20 protein-coding genes are annotated in these 20,120 nt (G+C 64.9%); 6 read left to right on the top strand and 14 right to left on the bottom strand.

Annotated features, from left to right (window positions below):
• Nucleotides 1–21: 21 nt before the first annotated feature.
• Nucleotides 22–1,554: an acyl-CoA carboxylase subunit beta gene (locus tag CIT37_RS17085; protein ID WP_028140984.1), complete on the bottom strand. Its 1,533-nt coding sequence runs from the start codon at nucleotides 1,552–1,554 to the stop codon at nucleotides 22–24.
• A gap of 138 nt (nucleotides 1,555–1,692) precedes the next feature.
• On the opposite strand from CIT37_RS17085, the gene CIT37_RS17080 reads away from it, so the two are divergent.
• The 3 genes from CIT37_RS17080 (at nucleotide 1,693) to CIT37_RS17070 (ending at nucleotide 4,081) form a co-directional block, all read left to right on the top strand.
• Complete coding sequence (locus CIT37_RS17080; RefSeq protein WP_028140985.1) at nucleotides 1,693–2,097, top strand: DUF4260 domain-containing protein; 405 nt, start codon at nucleotides 1,693–1,695, stop codon at nucleotides 2,095–2,097.
• A gap of 153 nt (nucleotides 2,098–2,250) precedes the next feature.
• Complete coding sequence (locus tag CIT37_RS17075; protein ID WP_161966421.1) at nucleotides 2,251–2,844, top strand: hypothetical protein; 594 nt, start codon at nucleotides 2,251–2,253, stop codon at nucleotides 2,842–2,844.
• 232 nt (nucleotides 2,845–3,076) lie between these two features.
• Nucleotides 3,077–4,081, top strand: a complete 1,005-nt coding sequence (locus CIT37_RS17070) for a dienelactone hydrolase family protein (protein WP_095426230.1) — start codon at nucleotides 3,077–3,079, stop codon at nucleotides 4,079–4,081.
• Between the two features lie 154 nt (nucleotides 4,082–4,235).
• Here the strand turns inward: CIT37_RS17070 and blaOXA are convergent, their stop codons facing one another.
• The 4 genes from blaOXA to CIT37_RS17050 form a co-directional block, all read right to left on the bottom strand.
• A complete protein-coding gene (blaOXA, locus tag CIT37_RS17065; RefSeq protein ID WP_028140988.1) occupies nucleotides 4,236–5,075 on the bottom strand; it encodes a class D beta-lactamase in 840 nt (279 codons plus the stop codon).
• A 104-nt stretch (nucleotides 5,076–5,179) separates the two neighbouring features.
• Nucleotides 5,180–5,443: an EscU/YscU/HrcU family type III secretion system export apparatus switch protein gene (locus CIT37_RS17060; RefSeq protein WP_028140989.1), complete on the bottom strand. Its 264-nt coding sequence runs from the start codon at nucleotides 5,441–5,443 to the stop codon at nucleotides 5,180–5,182.
• The gene (fliK, locus tag CIT37_RS17055; RefSeq protein ID WP_161966420.1) at nucleotides 5,440–7,041 is read right to left on the bottom strand and encodes a flagellar hook-length control protein FliK; all 1,602 of its coding nucleotides are present in this window, start codon (nucleotides 7,039–7,041) and stop codon (nucleotides 5,440–5,442) included. The genes CIT37_RS17060 and fliK overlap by 4 nt, the downstream gene beginning before the upstream one ends.
• Nucleotides 7,042–7,098: 57 nt before the next feature.
• Nucleotides 7,099–7,893, bottom strand: a complete 795-nt coding sequence (locus tag CIT37_RS17050; protein ID WP_038950216.1) for an ATP12 family chaperone protein — start codon at nucleotides 7,891–7,893, stop codon at nucleotides 7,099–7,101.
• A gap of 74 nt (nucleotides 7,894–7,967) precedes the next feature.
• Between CIT37_RS17050 and CIT37_RS17045 the strand changes: the two genes are divergently transcribed.
• A complete protein-coding gene (locus CIT37_RS17045) occupies nucleotides 7,968–8,414 on the top strand; it encodes a hypothetical protein (RefSeq protein ID WP_095426229.1) in 447 nt (148 codons plus the stop codon).
• Nucleotides 8,415–8,607: 193 nt separating this feature from the next.
• Here the strand turns inward: CIT37_RS17045 and CIT37_RS17040 are convergent, their stop codons facing one another.
• From CIT37_RS17040 to CIT37_RS17030, 3 genes are read right to left on the bottom strand one after another with little or no spacing between them, the layout of a single operon-like run.
• The gene (locus CIT37_RS17040) at nucleotides 8,608–9,840 is read right to left on the bottom strand and encodes an RluA family pseudouridine synthase (protein WP_028140993.1); all 1,233 of its coding nucleotides are present in this window, start codon (nucleotides 9,838–9,840) and stop codon (nucleotides 8,608–8,610) included.
• Between the two features lie 52 nt (nucleotides 9,841–9,892).
• The gene (locus tag CIT37_RS17035) at nucleotides 9,893–11,227 is read right to left on the bottom strand and encodes a replication-associated recombination protein A (RefSeq protein ID WP_038950214.1); all 1,335 of its coding nucleotides are present in this window, start codon (nucleotides 11,225–11,227) and stop codon (nucleotides 9,893–9,895) included.
• Complete coding sequence (locus CIT37_RS17030; protein ID WP_028140995.1) at nucleotides 11,224–12,630, bottom strand: DegQ family serine endoprotease; 1,407 nt, start codon at nucleotides 12,628–12,630, stop codon at nucleotides 11,224–11,226. The genes CIT37_RS17035 and CIT37_RS17030 overlap by 4 nt, the downstream gene beginning before the upstream one ends.
• A 312-nt stretch (nucleotides 12,631–12,942) precedes the next feature.
• On the opposite strand from CIT37_RS17030, the gene CIT37_RS17025 reads away from it, so the two are divergent.
• A complete protein-coding gene (locus tag CIT37_RS17025) occupies nucleotides 12,943–14,556 on the top strand; it encodes an OprO/OprP family phosphate-selective porin (RefSeq protein ID WP_095426228.1) in 1,614 nt (537 codons plus the stop codon).
• A gap of 174 nt (nucleotides 14,557–14,730) precedes the next feature.
• Here CIT37_RS17025 and CIT37_RS17020 read toward each other — a convergent pair whose 3' ends face one another.
• The gene (locus CIT37_RS17020; RefSeq protein WP_028140997.1) at nucleotides 14,731–15,108 is read right to left on the bottom strand and encodes a winged helix-turn-helix transcriptional regulator; all 378 of its coding nucleotides are present in this window, start codon (nucleotides 15,106–15,108) and stop codon (nucleotides 14,731–14,733) included.
• A gap of 134 nt (nucleotides 15,109–15,242) precedes the next feature.
• Between CIT37_RS17020 and CIT37_RS17015 the strand changes: the two genes are divergently transcribed.
• Nucleotides 15,243–16,256 (top strand): zinc-binding alcohol dehydrogenase family protein, encoded by a 1,014-nt coding sequence (locus CIT37_RS17015; protein WP_028140998.1) that lies wholly within the window; start codon nucleotides 15,243–15,245, stop codon nucleotides 16,254–16,256.
• A gap of 132 nt (nucleotides 16,257–16,388) precedes the next feature.
• Here CIT37_RS17015 and CIT37_RS17010 read toward each other — a convergent pair whose 3' ends face one another.
• The 5 genes from CIT37_RS17010 to rpsM all read right to left on the bottom strand — a co-directional run bounded on the left by CIT37_RS17010 (nucleotide 16,389) and on the right by rpsM (nucleotide 19,939).
• On the bottom strand, nucleotides 16,389–17,177 hold the full coding sequence (locus CIT37_RS17010) for an SDR family NAD(P)-dependent oxidoreductase (protein WP_028140999.1): 789 nt from the start codon (nucleotides 17,175–17,177) through the stop codon (nucleotides 16,389–16,391).
• Between the two features lie 200 nt (nucleotides 17,178–17,377).
• Nucleotides 17,378–17,794, bottom strand: a complete 417-nt coding sequence (rplQ, locus tag CIT37_RS17005; protein WP_018322277.1) for a 50S ribosomal protein L17 — start codon at nucleotides 17,792–17,794, stop codon at nucleotides 17,378–17,380.
• Between the two features lie 120 nt (nucleotides 17,795–17,914).
• Nucleotides 17,915–18,946 (bottom strand): DNA-directed RNA polymerase subunit alpha, encoded by a 1,032-nt coding sequence (locus CIT37_RS17000; RefSeq protein WP_095426227.1) that lies wholly within the window; start codon nucleotides 18,944–18,946, stop codon nucleotides 17,915–17,917.
• Between the two features lie 112 nt (nucleotides 18,947–19,058).
• On the bottom strand, nucleotides 19,059–19,448 hold the full coding sequence (gene rpsK, locus CIT37_RS16995) for a 30S ribosomal protein S11 (protein ID WP_007603045.1): 390 nt from the start codon (nucleotides 19,446–19,448) through the stop codon (nucleotides 19,059–19,061).
• Nucleotides 19,449–19,570: 122 nt separating this feature from the next.
• The gene (rpsM, locus tag CIT37_RS16990; RefSeq protein ID WP_008549231.1) at nucleotides 19,571–19,939 is read right to left on the bottom strand and encodes a 30S ribosomal protein S13; all 369 of its coding nucleotides are present in this window, start codon (nucleotides 19,937–19,939) and stop codon (nucleotides 19,571–19,573) included.
• Nucleotides 19,940–20,120: the final 181 nt, after the last annotated feature.

Below are 20,120 nucleotides of genomic sequence, written 5' to 3'. Positions count from 1 at the left end.
AGTGCCCCCGGTAGGTTCATCTCACAACGGCAAATTGTCGTGCTTCTTCGCGGGCGTTTCGACCTTCTTGTCCTTCAGCATCGCCAGCGCGCGGGCGATCCGCTTGCGCGTCGAGTGGGGCATGATGACGTCGTCGATGTAGCCGCGCTCGGCGGCGATGAAGGGTGACAGGAAGCGGTCTTCGTATTCCTTGGTGCGGGCGGCGATCTTGTCGGGGTCGCCGATGTCGGAGCGGAAGATGATCTCGACCGCGCCCTTGGCACCCATCACCGCGATCTGGGCGGTCGGCCAGGCGTAGTTCATGTCGGCGCCGATCTCCTTGGACGCCATGACGTCGAAGGCGCCGCCATAGGCCTTGCGGGTGATGATGGTGACCAGCGGCACGGTGCACTGCGAATAGGCGAACAGCAGCTTTGCGCCGTGCTTGATCAGGCCGCCATATTCCTGCGCGGTGCCCGGCAGGAAGCCCGGCACGTCCACGAAAGTGACGATCGGGATGTTGAAGGCGTCGCAGAAGCGGACGAAGCGCGCGGCTTTCCGTGAGGCGTCGCTGTCGAGCACGCCGGCCAGCACCATCGGCTGGTTGGCGACGAAGCCGACGGTGCGGCCCGCGATGCGGCCAAAGCCGGTGACGATGTTCTTGGCGAACATGTCCGCGATCTCGAAGAAGTCGCCCTCGTCCACGACCTTCAGAATCAGCTCCTTCATGTCGTAGGGCTTGTTCGGATTGTCGGGGATCAGCGTGTCGAGCGACATGTCGACGCGGCCGATGTCGTCGAAGCTCGGCCATTCCGGCACGCCGTCGCTGTTGTTGGATGGCAGGAAGTCGATCAGGCGACGCATCTGCAGCAGCGTCTCGACGTCGTTCTCGAAGGCGCCGTCGGCGATCGAGGAGCGCGTGGCGTGCACCGAGGCACCGCCCAGCTCTTCGGCGGTGACGACCTCGTTGGTCACGGTCTTCACCACGTCGGGGCCGGTGACGAACATGTAGCTGGTGTTCTTCACCATGAAGATGAAGTCCGTCATCGCAGGCGAGTAGACGTCGCCGCCGGCGCAGGGGCCCATGATGACGGAGATCTGCGGGATCACGCCGGAGGCGAGCACGTTGCGGCGGAACACGTAGGAATAGCCGGCGAGCGCGGCGACGCCTTCCTGGATGCGGGCGCCGCCCGCGTCATAGAGGCCGATGATGGGCGCCCGCGCCTTCATCGCCATGTCCTGGAGTTTCGTGATCTTCAGCGCGTGCGTCTCCGAGAGAGAACCGCCGAACACCGTGAAGTCCTTCGCGAACACGAACGTCTTGCGGCCATTGACGGTGCCCCACCCGGTAACGACGCCGTCGCCGGGCACCTTGTTCTTCTCCATGCCGAACTCGGTGGAGCGGTGCTCGACGAACATGTCGAATTCCTCGAACGACCCCTTGTCGAGCAGCAGCTCGATTCGCTCACGCGCGGTCAGCTTGCCGCGGGCGTGCTGCGCCTCGATGCGCTTCTCCCCGCCGCCGAGCTTTGCGCCGGCGCGACGATCTTCAAGGGCGTCCAGGATGTGTTTCATTTGCTCCCGCCAGTTCTTAAGTGATGCGGGGTTCTAACACGGCATTTTGCGGACCGGAAAGCGCCTTTCCGCGCCGCAGGGCTGCCCTGTCCGGGCTAAAAGCGTGAGAGATTACAAAGTTTTGTCCGGGAGGCGAGCATGGATGAGAGAATGGCCGAGACCGGTGCGGCGACGGGCGGCGTCAACATCCTGTTGCGATTGGAGGGCCTCACCCTGTTTATCGGGATGGTGATGCTTTACTGGGCCTGGGACGGCTCCTGGCTGGTCTTTGCCCTGCTCTTCTTCGTCCCCGATCTCAGCTTCCTGGCATACCTGTCCGACGCCAAATTCGGCGCGCTGGTCTACAACGCTGCCCATAGCTACATGGCGCCGGTGTCGCTGCTGACGCTGGGCTTCGGCCTCGGCTCGCCGCTCACCTTGTCCATCGCCCTGATCTGGCTCGCCCATATCGGCATCGACCGGGCACTCGGCTATGGCCTGAAATATTCCGCAGGGTTCGGCTTCACCCATCTGGGCCGGATCGGGCGGCAAAAGGACGCCTGACACCGGCAAATTTGGTGGCCCGGCCCGGTTGACCGGGCCTGCCGATTCAGGCTTGCTTCGACCTCGCGATCAGGCGCCGAATGTTGCGTGAGCCCAGTTGGTACGGCGGCGGTCGTTACGCCTTGGCTCGAGCATCACGCAAGCATCACTGAGATGTCCGCGACGGTCGTCCCCCTGCCGCCGAACTCGTCATCCCAAACCATCGACTTCCTGCGGCGGATGGCCAGCATGGTGTCGGGGCGGAACGGCGAGATGCTGCTGCGTGCCGCAAGCCTCATCGAGTCACTGGCACAGCGGGCAATGTCGGCCGAGCGGCTCTATCATGAGCAGCTGGATGCGAGCACGCGTAACGCCGAGCTGCGCAAGGCCGCCGATCTCGCCTCCGATGCCATGGTCGGCCAGATCGAGGTGCTGCGCGTACAACTCGCCGAGGTCACCGCGGCCGCCGCCGCCGAGCGCGCCGCCTTCGATGCCGAGCGCGGCAAGCTGATCGGCGTGATGCAGAATGCCGAGAGCCATATCGGCAAGCTCACGACCGAGCTGGACAGCTTGCGCGCCTCCGTCGACAGCTTCAACGCGACCGCGGTCTCGGTGCCGATCGAGGTGCTGCGGCTGGCGCGGACGCAGTTCGATTTCCTCTCCGCCGGCTTTGCCCGCAACGGCGACGTGATCTCGCAGGCGATGAGCGAGATCGGCGGCTTTGCGATCGACCAGGCGCTGACGGCGAAGAAGGCGGACACCGCGTGAGGCGGTGCCCAAGGAGGTCGTCATGCCCGGGCTTGTCCCGGGCATCCACGTTCTTAGCAGCAGTCGATAGACAAGATCGTGGATGGCCGGGACAAGCCCGGCCATGACGCTGTGGAAGCGTCGAGGTCTCGAACTCTCACCTCATATGCGGTTGCGCTGAATCTGCCTGCGTCAAATTGACAGCGCGCAGGACGGTTGATCTACTGCCCGAAAATATCAGGGAGGGATCGCGATGGCCACCAACTGGCGCGCTACAGCAGTGCTCATGGCGCTGTGCATTTCGAGTTCGTTAGCGGCCTGCGAAGCCGTCGCGCAATCCCTGCCCAAGGAAGTCGCCACCCGGGCCGAGATCTATCCGATCCCCTCGCTCACTCTCTCCGACCAGCAATTTCTCAGCGGTGATGCGGCGGCCGGCAAGCCAGTGACGGTGGCGGCCGAATTCCGCGTCGCGCAAGGCAGCGGAAAGCTCCCCGTCGTGGTGCTGATGCACGGCTCCAGCGGCGTCGGCGCCACCACGGAGGCCTGGGTGCACGCGTTCAACGCCATGGGCATCTCGACCTTCGTGATCGACGGATTCACCGGCCGCGGGCTGACGGTGGTGGGACCAAATCAGGCGCTGCTCGGCCGGCTCAATTTGATCGTCGACATCTACCGCTCGCTGGAAATTCTGGCAAAGCACCCGCGCGTCGATCCTGACCGCATCGTGCTGATGGGCTTTTCGCGCGGCGGACAGGCGACGCTCTATGCGAGCCTCGACCGCTTCAACAAGCTCTGGAACAAGTCCGGCATCCAGTTCGCCGCCTATATCCCGTTCTATCCGGATTGCTCGACGACGTATCGGAGCGACGACGAGATCGCCCCGCGTCCGATCCGCATCTTCCACGGCACGCCGGATGACTACAATCCCGTCAAGAGCTGCAAGGCTTTGGTCGAGCGGCTCAAAGTCGCGGGGCGCGACGTGGTGCTGACGGAATATCCTGATAGCGCGCACGGGTTCGACAGCGGTCTGCTCGGTGCCAACACGGTAGCCGTATCAGCCAATTCGCAGACCGTGCGCAATTGCCGGATCAAGGAAAGCGACGGCGGCGTGCTGATGAACGGCGATACCAATGCGCCCTTCACCTACAAGGATGCCTGCGTCGAGCTGAACCCGCATGTCGGCGGCAATCCGAAGACGGCCGCCGAGTCGCGCAAGGCGGTGGAGGAGTTTTTGCAGGTGTTGTTCAAATTGGGTTGAGAAGGCCCTCGGCTTGCACCGGTGCCGTAGGGTGGGCAAAGCGTAGCGTGCCCACCATTTGCCGATAATTAGAGAGATGGTGGGCACGGCGCTACGCGCCTTTGCCCACCCTACGGCGGCTGCGCTCGACGAGAACGATTGCACGACTCACAGGCTAGATCGCGCCGATCTCGGCAAGGCAGGCTTGCGTCAGCGTCATGCGCTCGCCGACGAGTCGCGGCTCCTTGCAATCCATGTTGAGCGCGAACACCGTGTGCGCCTCGCCCTTCTCGGCCCAGCCCACCATCCAGCCGAGCGACGGCTCGCCGCGTTCGGCCCCCAGCAGTCCGGACTTGGCGCGAATGACGCTGTCGCCGACCTTGGTCACCGGCAGAATATCGGCGACGAGATCCTGGCTGCGCTTGCTGACCGGCAACGTGCGGCGCCGCAGCCGGTCGACGAAATCGACCTGCTCGACCGGATCGATGCGTAAATTCCCGGTGAGCCAGAACTGGTCGATGCCGCCGCCGATGTCGCGGTTGCCATAGTCGAACTCGTCGACATATTTCTGCATCCGCTCCTGCCCGATCCGTCGCGCGATCTCCTGATAGACCGGCACCGCGCTCACGGCGATCGCACTGCGCAGCGTGTGATCCTTGTTCCAGGCTTCGATCGGACGCTTGACACCGTCCCAGGGGAACACGTCCTTGTCGGGGTCAGTGACGACGCCAGTCTCCAGCGCGATCAGCGAGTTCGGGATCTTGAAGGTCGAGGCCGGCAGCTTGCCCTCGCCCGAACGCTCCTTGTCACTGGCGACGATCAGATAGTCCTCGACCTTGTAGCCGACAAAGGTGCCTGATGTGCCGAGGTCGGTGAAGCGCTTTGCGAGGCTATCACGGATCTCATTGCGCGGCGGCGCGACATGGGCGAGCGCGCGCTGCGGCAGGATGGCAGATGCGGCGAGAAGGCCGAGGGTGGAACGGCGGGTGAGCAAGAGCGATGTCCATTGAGTCATGAAAGCGGCGCGACCATGCAGCCGCTCCATGGTCAAACGATGACAGGTCACTTCTTGAGCATGATCTATTCGGAAAACCGCTGCACACTTTTCCGGATCATGCTCTACCGCCCCCGGCCCGACAGCCGCAGCACGAACACCAGCACTTCGGCGACGGCCTTGTAGAGGTCCGGCGGAATCTCCTCGCCGAGCTCGACCTTGGACAGCGCGCCGGCCAGAACCTCGTTTTCCTCGATCGGGATGTCGTGGGCCTTGGCGATCTCCACGATCTTTTCGCCGATCGTGCCCTTGCCCTTGGCGACGACGACGGGCGCGTTGGTACCCTTTTCGTAATGCAGCGCGATGGCGAGCTTGGACGGATCGCTCATGTCGCCCGATCCAGAAAGTGGCCGGCCCGGGCTGGTGCCGGCTGCGGCGGGGTGCCCTCGCGGACCAGAATGTCACCGGGATTGAGCTCGGCTCGTGTCAGCGCCTGATTGAGCTCACCGATGCCGGCGCGGAGCTGCTGGACCGTCGCCGGCCGCTCCGCCCACATCCGCACGAAAGTCTTGTCGCCGTTCAGCGTGATCAGCGCGTGCACGGGGCCGGCCGGCTCGACGTTGAGCGAGAAGCGCGCGCGCCAGGCGCGCTTGGCGGCATCGGCGGATTCGCCAGCGCCATCGCGCGAGATCTCGAACTGCGCCATCGCGGTGCCCTGCGGCGTTGCGAAGGGAATCTCGAAATTCCACTGCGGCACGGCCGGGTCGATGCGGTGGCCACTGGCGTCGGTGCGATCCGGGAGCGAAGCGATTTGCAGCAATGTCTGCCGCGCAATCGCCGCATCAGTGTCGTCGATCAGGCGATGCACGGTTGCAGAGAGCGGCGTGTCCGGCGCGAGCGAGGGCGAGGCGATCGCCTGCGGCGAGGGCAATGCGCCGCGGAACGGCGGTGGCGTCGCACGTGCGGCTGCTTCGAAGATATGGCCGTCGGGCACGGCCTTGTTCGAGCCGGGCACGTTGCCGGTCAGGCGCGGCAGGTTTTCCGTGACCTCCTGCAGGAGGCTCGCGGCAAGCCCTGCGGACATGGTGCGCGGCATCGCGGCTTGCTGAGCGTTGCCGGCAACGTCCGCCAGCACGGCGGCCGCGAGATTGGCGTTGCGCGGCGTCTGCGCGAATTCGGGGTCGGAAGCCGACGCGGATTGCGCCGCCTCACCTGCTGCCTGAGCAGGCGCGGTGGCGACCTGCGGTGTCCCCGTCGTCGCAGCCGCAATTGCCGCGCCCTGTGGCGCGGCGGTTTCGAGCGTGGTCAGCGTCTGGCGCAGCACCAGCAGCGCCGCCTTCAGGTCGGGCGTCGTGCCGGCGGGCGGCCTCGCGCCGGCGGCCAGCGAAGCCTCGAAGAACAAGCCGGATTTCTGGAACGCGGTTTCGACATCGGCGCCATCGAGCCCGGGACTGAGCGGCGTCTGCTGCGCCAGCACGTCTAGCACCGCCTGCTTCAAGCCCGCAGGCAAATCGCTGGCGGTGACGACGGATGCCAGATTGGCGAACAGCGGCGCCTGGCTGCCCTGTTTTGTGGCGGCCTCGGCCGAGGCCGCGGTGACGGCGACCTGCTCCAATGGCGTCAGCGTGTTGCGCGTCGTGGTCGCGGATGGCGCCAGCGGCGGGCTTTCCACCAGCGAAGCCGCACGCGGCGTCAGCGTGATCTGATCGGGAGCTGCCCCCCCTGCCCCGTTCATCACGGCGAGCCTGATGGTGCCGTCGTTCTGCGAGACCGCCAGCTGGAGATTCTGCCCCGGCGTCAGCGCCACCTCCGACATCACGTCCATCGAAAGGTTGGCGATCGCGATCCGCACCAGATTGTCGGCCATCACACTGACGACCCTGGCATCGACGACGCTGCCGGCCTGCAGCACGAGGTCCGGCGTCGTCGCATCAGCCACGGGGCTGGCGGCACTGACGGGGAGGATGGAAGTGACCGGCGTCGGCATCTCAGGGGGCCCATGGAGCGCTGGCCACACCCTAAGGCCGCCGTCGTAAACCTCTCGTTAAGGACCTTCGACTGCGGACGCCTTTGCCGCCGCCAGAACCGCCACGGCGGCCTCGAAATCCCTGAGACGGGTGGCCCGGCGGCTGGCGGCCTCCTCGTCCACGCCCCATTGGTCGATGTTCCAGTCCTCATCGACATGGGCGGCGGCCCAGACCTGGCCGGCATCGCGCACGCCATGAGCGAGCGCCAGCGCCAGCAGCGCCGAGCCGGTCAGGGTCGTCACCACGTGGAGTGCGGCGACCGACCAGGCGTCCCCCGGCAGCGCCGCGCGCGCGGCCTCGACCGCCTCGTCGGGCTGCTTCACATGCATGACGCCCTCGGACAGGATGAAATGCGCGCCCAGCGCGTCCGCGGCCCAGAACAGCACGGGATCCCAATGCGCGGCCTCGCGGGCGACCAGCCCTTCGGGATGGCCGGCACGATAGAACAGCAAATCGGACTCGAGATATTTCGCGAGGTCGTCGCTGACCAGCTCGACCTTATCGACCACGCCCTCGACCACGCTGTTGGCGATCCGCGTCAACGGCATGGTCACGGGGTCGATGCTCTCGCCCTGAGCCGCCCATTCCGCGGCCACCGCATCGGCGAGCGCGCGCGACGGAATCACCACCTGGCGGCCGGAGGGCGTGCGGATCGGCTTGCCGTCGAGCGTGATGGCGAAACCACCCTCGGCTTCGGTCGCGCTCGCCTCCTTGTAGAAGCGCTTGCGCTGCGGCGTGCGCGCGGACGCGCGCGCAGATTCCCGCGGATCCGGCGGGGGCTGCCCTGCTGCTTCTTCGAACAATTCGCGCATGTGAGTTTTCGGTCCCGGTCGCTGGATGCTAGGCTTTTAAGATAAAAGCGGCGGCCGATAAAGCGAGCGCGGGCATGAGGGAACTTGCGGGCATTGCGGCCCTGTTCGCCGGGCTATGGCCAGCTGCGGCGGAGGCGGGCTTTCGCACCCCGGAATCGCTGGTCCGCAACGTCTACGCCCATTACGGCGACGGCGCGCCGGAGCTGTCCAAAGGCCTGCCGCGGGATGCGGTGACCGCCCGGCAATTTTTCGATGCGCCCCTGCGCAGGGCCTGGAGCGCGCCGCGGGTCGCGCCCTACGACTTCCTGGTGCAGAGCCCGAGCTGGCAGCTCGGCCCTGTTACGATCGCGGTCGTGCGCAGGCAATACGACAAGACCTATGTCGCGGCGAATTTCGACAATCGCGGTCGGAAGGTCGCGCTGAACTTCGTCCTGGTCAACGGCCCCGATGGCTGGCTGATCACGGACATCGAGAGCGCGCATGACAGCTTGCGGATGTTTCTGGAGCAGTTTCGGAAGTGAGCAAACGTTAGCCAGCCAAATCCTCGGTGTCGTCCCGGCGAAAGCCGGGACCCATAATCACAGGGAGAAGTTTGGCGAAGACCGCAGTTGAACTTCTTCGTCGGTACGAAGACTGCGCGTCACAGATAGATTCCGCGGTATGGGTCCCGGCTTTCGCCGGGACGACACCGGGGAAACTCGCGCCCTCCGCCCCCTACTCCTCCGGCGCGTTCTCGATTGGATCAAACCGGCTTGCATCGAGCCCGAGCAGATTCCACGACTGCTGCATGTGCGGCGGCAACGGCGCCGTGGCGTCGATCACGCCGCCGCGCGGATGCGGAATGACGATGCGGCGTGCCAGCAGATGCAGCCGGTTTTGCAGGCCCCCCGGCAGCTGCCAGTTCTCGATGTTGAAATATTTGGGATCGCCGACGATGGGATGGCCGATATGCTCCATGTGGGCGCGCAGCTGATGGGTGCGCCCCGTCACCGGCTTCAGCGACACCCAGGTCAGCTTGTTGCCGGCGGTCTCGACCACCGCGTAATATGTCACCGCGTGGCTGGCGCCCTCGTCGCCATGCTGGGCGATGCGCATGATGGTGTCGTCCTCGCTCTCTTCCTTGGCGAGGAAGGTCGAGATGCGGCCCTGCTTCGGCTTCGGCAGGCCCGGCACCAGCGCCCAATAGACTTTTCGCGCCGAGCGCGAGCGGAACGCGCCGGTCAGATGCGAAGCGGCGAAGCGCGTCTTGGCGACCAGCAGACAGCCTGACGTCTCCCGGTCGATACGATGCACCAGGCGTGGCTTCTGGCCCTTGGAATCGCGCATCACCTCCAGCATCTGGTCGATGTGCCGCGTCATGCCCGAGCCGCCCTGCACCGCAAGGCCGGCCGGCTTGTTCAGCACGAGGACGTCGTCGTCCTCAAAGATCGTCATCTCCTTCAGCGCCTTGAGCGTCTTCTGGGCAGCTTCCGAGAGCTCGCCGACGGCCTTCGGCGTGTCGAGCTTGAGCGGCGGAATGCGGACGCTCTGGCCCTCCTCCAGGCGGTCCTTGCTGTCGACACGCTTGCCGTCGACGCGCAACTCGCCTTTGCGGACGACACGCTGGATGTGGGAGAACGACAGGCCGGGAAAGCGCGCCTCGAGGAAACGATCGACGCGCATGTTGTTCTCGTCGGCGGTCACCTTGACGGTCTGCACCTTGGTCGGCAGCAGCGCCTCCACGGGCTTCTCGGGCGCGGCCCTTTCCAGCTCAGCCTTCTCCAGCCTGGCCTTGGGCGCGCGCCGCTCGGCACGCTCGCCGGCAAAGCGCGGCGGCTTGCTGCCGCCGGGCTTGCCACCCGGCCGCGGTCCCGCGGTCTTCGCGCTACGCGCCTTGAACGGGCGGGATTCCTTGCGCTCGTCGCGCGAGCGGGGCTTTGGATCGGTTCTTTTGATGCGGCGGCTCATGGTTGCCTGCGTACCCTAAAAGCCGGGTCCCGTCACGGCGAAATGGCCGTTTTTAGCGCGAGCCGCCCCGCTCCTTCCGCAGCTTGGCCCAGTAATCCAGCCGCTTCCGGATCTCGCGCTCGAAGCCGCGCTCGGGTGGGTCGTAGAAGGTCTGGCGGCCCAGGGCTTCCGGAAAGTAGTCCTGGCCGGAAAAGGCATCGGGGGCGTCGTGGTCGTATTCGTAAGACGCGCCGTATCCTTCCGACTTCATCAGCTTGGTCGGCGAATTGAGGATGTGCTTGGGCGGCAGCAGCGAGCCGGCTTGCTTTGCGACCTGCATCGCGGTGCCGAAGGCGGTGTAGACTGCGTTCGATTTCGGCGCGGTGGCGAGATAGACGACGGCCTGCGCGATGGCGAGTTCGCCTTCGGGATGGCCGAGGAAGTCGAACGCGTCCTTGGCCGCATTGGCGATGACGAGCGCCTGCGGATCGGCAAGGCCGATGTCCTCCACCGCCATGCGCACGACGCGGCGTGCCAGGAACAGCGGGTCCTCGCCGGCATCCAACATGCGCGCGAGATAATACAGCGCAGCATCGGGATCGGAGCCGCGCACGGACTTATGCAGCGCCGAGATCAAATTGTAATGGCCATCGGCCGATTTGTCGTAGATCGGCGCGCGACGCTGCAAAATCTCCTGCAACTGCGCAGCATTGAAAATCTCGTCCGCCCGCGCCGAGCGCCAGACCTCTTCGGCGAGCGTCAGCGAAGCGCGGCCATCGCCATCGGCCATGCGCACCAGCACCGCGCGCGCCTCGGCATCGAGCGGCAGCTTCTTGCCTTCGACCTCCTCGGCATGCGCGAACAGTTTTTCGATCGCGGCGGCATCGAGCGAGCGAAACACCAAGACGCGCGCGCGCGAGAGCAACGCCGCGTTGAGCTCGAAGGACGGATTCTCGGTGGTGGCACCGACCATCACCACCGTGCCGTCCTCCATCACGGGCAGAAACGAATCCTGCTGGGCACGGTTGAATCTGTGCACCTCGTCGACGAACAAGAGCGTGCCCTTGCCCATCTCGCGGCGGGCGCGCGCGGCGTCGAACGCCTTTTTCAGATCGGCGACGCCGGAGAACACCGCGGAGATCTGCTCGAAATGCAAATCCGTCGCATCCGCGAGCAGCCGCGCCACCGTGGTCTTGCCGGTGCCGGGCGGGCCCCAGAACACCAGGGAGCCGAGCGTGCGCGTCTCCAGCATGCGCGTCAGCGCGCCGTCAGGGCCGAGGATGTGATCCTGGCCGACGACCTCCGACAGCGCGCGCGGGCGCAGCCGGTCCGGCAGCGGATGCGGAGCCTCGTGGTCGAGCCCCGCCGCGGCAAAGAGCGTTGGCGTTTGTGGTCGCTTCGGACTCATCCGCCCAGCGTGACGTTGATCTGCTGGCCGCCGCGCACCAGCGTGATACGCCAGATGCGCGGGCGCTCTCCGGCCGCCTTTTCGAGGTCACCGGTCCTGCTGATCTTCTGGTTGTTGACCGCCAGAATGATATCGCCCTTCTGGAAGCCGACATTTGCGGCCGCACTGTCGCCGCCGAGATCGGTGATCACGACACCCTCGGTATCTGCATCCAGATGCAGCTCGTCGGCCACCGCCGGCGTGATGGTCGAAACCTTCGCGCCCTGGAACGGCGATCGCGCGGTGACGACGAGCTCGTTACGTCCCGTATCGGGCGCGGTCTCCAGCGCCACCGTCAGCTTGAGCGGCTTGCCGCTGCGCTGCACGTCGATCTGCGCGCTGCCGCCGAGCGGACGGGTAGCGAAGCGATAGTCGAAGGCATTGGGATCATCCACGGTCTGGCCATCGATCCCGGTGATGAGATCGGAGGACTTCAGGCCGGCCTTCGCGGCGGGGCCGTTCGACACCACGCTCGCGACCAGCGCGCCGGTCGGCGATCGCAGGCCGAGGCTCTCGGCGATCTCGGGCGTCACCGCCTGCAATCTTGCCCCGAGCCACGGCCGCTTCACCGCCTTGCCACCGCTCTTGGCGGAGGCGACGACGACACGCACCATGTTCGCAGGGATCGCAAATCCGATGCCTTGCGAGCCGCCGGAGCGCGAATAGATCGCGGTGTTGATGCCCGCCAGCTTGCCGGCCATGTCGACCAGCGCGCCGCCGGAATTGCCGGGATTGATCGCCGCATCGGTCTGGATGAAAAACTGATAATCGGTGATGCCGACCTGCGTGCGCGCCAGCGCCGAGATGATGCCGTGAGTCACGGTCTGGCCGACGCCGAAGGGATTGCCGATCGCGAGCACGACGTCGCCGACCAGCAATTCGTCGGAATTGGTGAAATCGAGGGTCGGGAATTTCTCCTTGGTGTCCTTCAGGCGCAGCACGGCAAGATCGGTGCGCGTATCCTTCAGCAGGATCTCCGCCTCGAACTCGCGCTTGTCCGACAGCGACACCTTCACCTGGTCCGCGCCCTCGATGACATGGACGTTGGTGACGACGAGGCCGGACGCATCGACGATGACGCCGGAGCCGAGCGAGCGCTGCATCTGCTCGGGCTGCTGGCCCGGCACGCCGAAGAAGCGGCGGAAGATCGGATCGTCCAGCAGCGGATTGCGGTTCTGCACCACCTTGGCGGCATAGACGTTGACCACGGCCGGCTGCACCCGCTGCACGATCGGCGCATAGGACAGCCGCAGCTCGGCCGGCGACGACGGGACCCGACGGTCCTGCGCCGCGGCCGGGTTGAAGTGGGCGGAAAAGCCTATGCACAGTGCCGTGACGACGGCGGTCCGGATCGATCGAAACATTCCTACCTCTTGGAAAAGACGCCGGAATATAGGCGCGTTCGCCCCCCAATAGAAGGGTGCCGGGCGGCAATTCGCCCCCCTTTCCGCTGTGTCCGGAATGCAAGCTCGGCGTGCGAATCGGCAATTTGCCTGAGGGCTCGATTGGCATGATGTGCATCATCCCGCATTGTGGAGCCGAGGGGATTCGGTTGCGGCGAATTTGCATCAGCAGGAACCCGCTTAACGGGGCGCAGCGTCGCGGGGCAGTCATCTATCATACCTAGGCTCTTCCGCCGGCGGCTTAGAATTTTCGTCAAACGATGGAGTCATGACGTGAGCAGGACAAGGATTGCAGCCACGGCGATCGGCCTCGCCGGCGCGTTGGCGGCCTCGCAGGCCCAGGCCCAATCAGCAAGCAGCAGCGAGCAGGAGATCGCACTGCTCAAACAACAGTTGAAGATGCTGGAGCAGAAGCTCGACAAGCTCCAGAGCCAGACCGCCGCGAACACGGCGGCCACGGCAAAAGCCAAAGCCGAAGCAAAGGCCGAGGCCAAAGCCGAAGCGCGCTCGGAGGCGAAGGCGGCGGTGGCCAACGCGAACGCGGCGATCCCCGTCAAGGGACCGGCGCCTGCGTCCGGCGTGGTCGTGACCATGCCGAACAACCGGCCGACCATCTGCACCGCGGACCAGGCCAATTGCGTCGCCATCACCAGCCGCCTGCACTGGGATGTCGGCGGCTATGACTATCGTCCCAACACGGCGGCGACCGTGCCGCAGAAGCTCGACAGCGGCCAGAACGTCCGCCGCGCGCGCATCGGCGTCACCGGCAAATTCTTCAACGACTGGAACTTCGCGCTGGTCTACGATTTTGGCGGCTCGTCCGACGGTTTTGGCGGCACGGCTCCTGGATCACTGCCGGGCGGCGGCGTCTCCGGCGTCGAAAATGCCTATCTCAGCTACACCGGCTTGAAGCCGTTCGGCGGCAAGATGGCGATCGAAGCCGGCATCATGGACCTGCCCTACACGCTCGATGAGGCCACGAGCTCCAATGACATCATGTTCATGGAGCGCGCCTCGGCCGGCATCATCGCCACCAATATCGCTGCCGGCGACTTCCGCTCCGCGGCCGGTACGCGCTGGTACAACGACCAGCTCTGGATCGGCGGCTATGTCACGGGGCCGTCGACCGGCGCGATCCACTCGGCTTCAAGCGCGGCGCCGGCAGGCACGAGCGAGCAATACGGCGCTGTGGCGCGCATTGCCGGCAACCCGATCAGCGGCAAGGACTATTCGGTGCATATCGGTGCCGACGCCCAATGGCTGATCCAGCCGCCGCGCAATCTCATCGCCAACACGCAAACCGTCACGCTCAGCGATCGTCCGGAATTGCGTCTCGACCCGACCACGCTGATCTCGACCGGCGCGATCGCCAATGTCTCGGGCGCGCAAGTCTATAGTGTCGAAGCGGCCGCAACCTACGGTCCGCTCATCGTTCAGGGCGAATATTTCTGGTACAATGTCGACCGGACCGCCAACACCGGCGTGCCGCTGGTCGGCGCATCCAGCCTGAAATTCCAGGGCGGCTACGCGCAGGCCGGCTACGTGCTGACGGGCGAAGGCCGCAGCTACAACGCGGCGAACGCGGCCTATAGCGGCGTCAAGCCGGCGCATCCGTTCTCGCTCGAAGGCGGCGGCTGGGGTGCGTGGGAGATCGCGGGGCGCTTCTCGACCGTCGACCTCAACAATCAGTTGGGCACAGCGACCGGCATCGCCGGCGGCCGGCAGACCGTCTACACGCTGGCGCTCAACTGGTACGTCAACGGCAACGTCCGCTTCATGCTCGACTATCTGCATGGCACGGTGTCGAGGCAAGCCTCGCCGATCTCGACCGCAGACGTCGGCTCGAAGTTCGACGCGGTCGCGATGCGCACGCAATTCGCGTTCTGAGGCCATGGACGTCGTCGCGGGGCGCGCGACAGCGGGAACCCGGGACCCATAACCACAGGGAGTAGTTTGGCGAAGGCTCGGAGTTGGCAGCTCGTGCTGAAACTTCTTCCTGGGGTTATGGATCCCCGCGTTCGCGGGGATGACACCGAGAGTGCGGCGCCACCTTGGACAAACTCACGCCGCGCGCTTCGGCTTCTTCACCACGGCCGGCGCCGGCGCGCAGGACAGGCGCTGCTGATGGCTCTCGCCCCAGGCCTTCAGGATATCGATCACGGGCTTGAGGCTCTCGCCGAGGTCGGAGAGGCAATATTCGACGCGCGGTGGCACCTCGGCATAGACCTTGCGGATGACGAGCTTGTCCTCCTCCAGCGCACGCAGCTGCTTTGTCAGCATGCGCTGGGTGATGCCGGGCATCCGGCGGCGCAATTCGCCGAAGCGCTGGGTGCCGCTCTGCAGATGGTAGAGGATCACGCCCTTCCACTTGCCGTCGATCAGATCCAGCGTCGCTTCGACCGAGCAGCCCGGGCGCCGGGCAAAATTGCGCCGTTTCATGCGTGTTTTCCCAATAGTATCCAAACAGGGACTATATCCCCGAATTTACAGTACTTGCCAAATTGGAGCTAGCGGGACAGTTAGCAGGCCAGGCGCGCCCATGCCAAGCTGCGCGCATCTGATGGAGACAAGCCATGAAAGCCGTCGGCTACAAGAAATCGCTTCCGATCGAGGATCAGGATGCGCTGATCGATTTCGAAACCGCAAAGCCCGAGCCCGGAGGGCGCGACATCCGCGTCGCCGTGAAGGCGATCTCGGCCAATCCGGTCGATTACAAGGTGCGCAAGCGCGCAGCGCCGCCCGAGGGCGAGACCAAGATCCTGGGTTATGACGCGGCCGGCGTGGTCGATGCCGTCGGGCCCGAGGTCACGCTGTTCAAGCCGGGCGACGAGGTGTTCTACGCAGGCTCGATCCTGCGCCAGGGGACCAATTCCGAATTCCATCTGGTCGACGAGCGCATCGTCGGCAACAAGCCGAAGAGCCTCTCGTTCGCGCAAGCCGCTGCCCTTCCCCTCACCTCCATCACCGCCTGGGAATTGCTGTTCGATCGGCTCGGCGCGGTGCCCGGCAAGAGCGTCGATCCGCGTACGCTATTGATCACGGGCGGCGCCGGCGGCGTCGGCTCGATACTGATCCAGCTCGCCCGCCGCCTCACCGGATTGACGGTGGTTGCGACCGCGACGCGGCCGGACTCGCAGAAATGGTGCCTCGATCTCGGCGCGCATGCGGTGATCGACCACGGAAAACCGATGAAGGAGCAGATCGAGAAGCTCAAGCTGCCGCCGGTCGCGCTGGTGGCGAGCCTCACCTTCACCGATCAGCACTACAAGGCGATCGCCGAGTTCATGGCGCCGCAGGGCCGGTTCGGCCTGATCGACGATCCCCCGGAATTCACCATGGGCACGTTCAAGGGCAAGGCGATCTCGGTGCACTGGGAATCGATGTTCACGCGCTCCTCGTTCCAGACATCAGACATGATCGCGCAGCATCATCTGCTGAACGACGTCGCCGACCTCATCGACAAGGGCGTGCTGCGTACCACGCTCGACCAGACTTTCGGCACGATCAACGCTGCCAACCTCAAGCGCGCGCATGCGCTGCTCGAGAGCGGCAAGTCGCGCGGCAAGATCGTGCTGGAGGGGTGGTAGGCGAAGGCCTCGTAGGGTGGGTTAGCGCAGCGTAACCCACCTCTTCTGCGTCCGCGGATAGTACCAGTGGTGGGTTACGCCGAGCAGATGCGCTTCGCGCATCTGCTCGGCTAACCCACCCTACCGCCTCACCTAGGCGATGGTATTGACGATGCCGCCCTCGGCCCGCAGCGCCGCACCGTTGGTCGCGGACGCTTGCTTCGACGCAACATAGACCACCATGTTGGCGATCTCGTCGACACTGGCGAAGCGTTGCAACAGCGAGCTCGGGCGATGCTGCTTGACGAAATTGGCGGCGGCCTCGTCCACGGACTGACCGTTCTGCTTCGCGAGATCTTTCACAAAAGTCTCGACGCCCTCCGACATGGTCGGGCCCGGCAGCACGGAATTGACGGTGACGCCGGTGCCGCGGGTAAGCTGCGCAAGACCGCGCGCGACCGAGAGCTGGGCCGTCTTGCTCATGCCGTAGTGGATCATCTCGACGGGAATGTTGAGCCCGGACTCCGATGAGATGAAGACGATGCGGCCCCAGTTGCGCTTGAGCATGCCCTTCAGATAAGCGCGCGACAGCCGCACGCCGCTCATGACGTTGACTTCGAAGAAGCGGCTCCAGTCCTCGTCCGGAATCTCGAAGAAATCCTTGGGCTCGAAGATGCCGGCGTTGTTGATGAGGATGTCGACCTCTGGCAGCGCCGCAACGAGCGCCTTGCAGCCCGCCGCGGTCGAGACGTCGGCAGCGATACCGCGCACCTTCGCGCCCGTCCCTTCCAGCTTGCGCACGGCGGCATCGACCTTGTCCTGGCCGCGCCCGTTGATCACGACACTCGCGCCGGAGGCCGCGAGGCCTTTGGCGATGGCGTGGCCGATGCCGGCCGTCGAGCCGGTTACGAGGGCGGTCTTTCCGGAAAGGTCGATGTTCATGTCTCATCTCCATCAATGTCGGTGGAGATATCGGGCGCTCGACATGAGACCGCAATTGGCGCTCACTCAGGCGTGAGGAAGGCATGGACTCGTCGTCACGGCGAAAGCCGGGACGATACCGCAAGCACCGATAAGGTACGGCGCCGGCCAAAAAAAAGCGGCGCCCGAAGGCGCCGCTCTCGAATTCAATGCCGATCGGCTTACGCCGCCTCGGCTTCCTTCTCCTGCACCGGACCGGAATCCTGGCCCTTGGCATCGACGTCGCGATCGACGAACTCTATCACGGCCATCGCGGCATTGTCGCCGTAGCGGAAGCCGGCCTTGATGATGCGGGTGTAGCCGCCCTGACGGTCCTTGTAGCGAGGCGCCAGCACGTCGAACAGCTTCTTGACCTGGTCCTTGTCGCGCATCTCGGAGATGGCCTGGCGGCGCATGGCCAGCCCACCCTTCTTGCCGAGGGTGACGAGCTTCTCGACGATCGGACGCAATTCCTTCGCCTTCGGCAGCGTGGTGACGATCTGCTCGTGCTTGATCAGCGCGGCGCACATATTGGCGAACATCGCGCGGCGATGCTCGGCAGTGCGATTGAGCTTCCGATGAACCTTGCCGTGACGCATGTGACTATTCCTTACGTAAAAACTGCCGCGACGGTTCGTCGGACATGTTGCTCAGGTGGGCTGCCTGCGTTCGCCCGCTAAAGCGCGATGAACTCGCGCTTTAGCCTGTCGTAGCTCGGATCAGTAGTGATCCTCGAAGCGCTTGGCGAGCTCGTCGATGTTCTCCGGCGGCCAGCCCGGCACTTCCATGCCGAGATGCAGACCCATCTGGGCCAGCACTTCCTTGATCTCGTTCAGCGACTTGCGGCCGAAGTTCGGAGTGCGGAGCATTTCCGCCTCGCTCTTCTGCACGAGGTCGCCGATGTAGACGATGTTGTCGTTCTTCAAGCAGTTGGCCGAACGCACCGACAGCTCGAGCTCGTCCACCTTCTTGAGGAAGGCCGGGTTGAAGGCGAGGTCCGGGATGATCTCCTGGGCAACTTCCTTGCGCGGCTCTTCGAAGTTGACGAACACGTTGAGCTGATCCTGCAGGATGCGCGCGGCGTAAGCCACGGAGTCATCCGGCGAGATCGCGCCGTTGGTCTCGATCGTCATGGTCAGCTTGTCGTAGTCGAGGATCTGGCCCTCGCGGGTGTTCTCGACCTTGTAGGAGACCTTGCGGACCGGCGAGTACAGGCTGTCGACAGGGATCAGGCCGATCGGCGCGTCCTCGGGGCGGTTGCGCTCGGCGGGCACGTAGCCCTTGCCGGTGGCGACCGTGAACTCCATGCGGATCTCCGCGCCCTCGTCGAGGGTGCAGATCTGCAGATCGGGGTTCAGCACCACGACGTCGCCGACGGTCTGGATGTCGCCGGCGGTGACGACGCCCGGGCCCTGCTTCTTCACGACCATGCGCTTGGGGCCTTCGCCCTGCATCTTGATCGAGATGTCCTTGATGTTGAGCACGATGTCGGTGACGTCCTCACGAACGCCAGCGATCGAGGAGAACTCGTGCAGCACGCCGTCGATGTGCACCGACTGCACTGCCGCGCCCTGGAGCGAGGAGAGCAGGATGCGGCGCAGCGCGTTGCCGAGCGTCTGGCCGAAGCCGCGCTCGAGCGGCTCGGCGACGATGGTCGCGAAACGGTTCGAATCGCTGCCGGACGTGACCTGGAGCTTGTTCGGTCGAATCAGTTCTTGCCAATTTTTCTGGATCGTCACTGTTTCACCCATACAGGCCAGTCAATTTGAAAGCTCAAATACTGGCGTTGGAGAAAGGCCGCGGATCATTCCCGCGGCTTCTTAGAAAAGTCATTGCGGGCGCCAATGCGCCCGCAACTCGAAATCAAACGCGCCGACGCTTGCGGGGACGGCAACCGTTGTGCGGGATCGTGGTCACGTCACGGATCGAGGTGACGGTGAAGCCCGCGGCCTGAAGCGCGCGGAGCGCCGACTCGCGGCCCGAACCGGGACCTGCGACTTCGACTTCCAGCGTGCGCATGCCGTGCTCCTGCGCCTTCTTGGACACGTCCTCGGCGGCAACCTGCGCGGCGTACGGGGTCGACTTGCGCGAGCCCTTGAAGCCCATCGTGCCGGCGGAAGACCAGGCAATCGTGTTGCCCTGCGCGTCGGTGATGGTGATGGTCGTGTTGTTGAACGACGAGTTCACGTGCGCGACGCCGGAGGCGATGTTCTTGCGCTCACGACGACGAACGCGGGTGGCTTCCTTGCCCATAGAGTACCTTTCCTGAAGATCTCAAACGCCGCCGTAATGCCAGCGGCTACACCTGTGGAACGAAAGGCGCGTGGCGAACGGGTCATCCCTGTTCGCCACACGCCGCGATTGGATTCGAAAACTTACTTCTTCTTGCCGGCGATGGCCTTGGCCGGACCCTTGCGCGTGCGCGCATTGGTGTGGGTGCGCTGGCCGCGTACCGGCAGGCCGCGACGATGACGCAGGCCGCGATAGCAGCCGAGGTCCATCAGACGCTTGATGTTGATGCCGACCTCACGACGCAGGTCGCCCTCGACGAGATAGTCGCGGTCGATCACTTCGCGGATCTGGAGCACTTCGGCGTCGCTCAGCTGATTGACGCGACGATCCACGGGGATCTTCACCTTCTCCAGGATCTCACCGGCGATCTTCTGACCGATGCCATGGATATACTGGAGCGCGATCAGCACGCGCTTGTTGGTCGGGATGTTCACGCCGGCAATACGGGCCACGGCCTTCTCTCCTGTTGCCGATCCCTCGTCAGGAACCGGTCTTTAAGTGCTTGGTTTCTCGGGCAGGTGTTCACAAACGCGAACACGACGCCCACCCCTGGTCTTCCTGGGGCCCGGCATCGTTTGAAACTATCCGACTTGGATGCGGGGCTTATTAGGGGATTCCAGGGGCTTTCGTCAA

Origin of the sequence: Bradyrhizobium ottawaense (assembly GCF_002278135.3) — a bacterium.
Lineage (GTDB): Bacteria > Pseudomonadota > Alphaproteobacteria > Rhizobiales > Xanthobacteraceae > Bradyrhizobium > Bradyrhizobium ottawaense.
The sequence above is the reverse complement of the archived record's forward strand: the minus strand, read 5'-3'. Positions and strand labels throughout refer to the sequence as shown.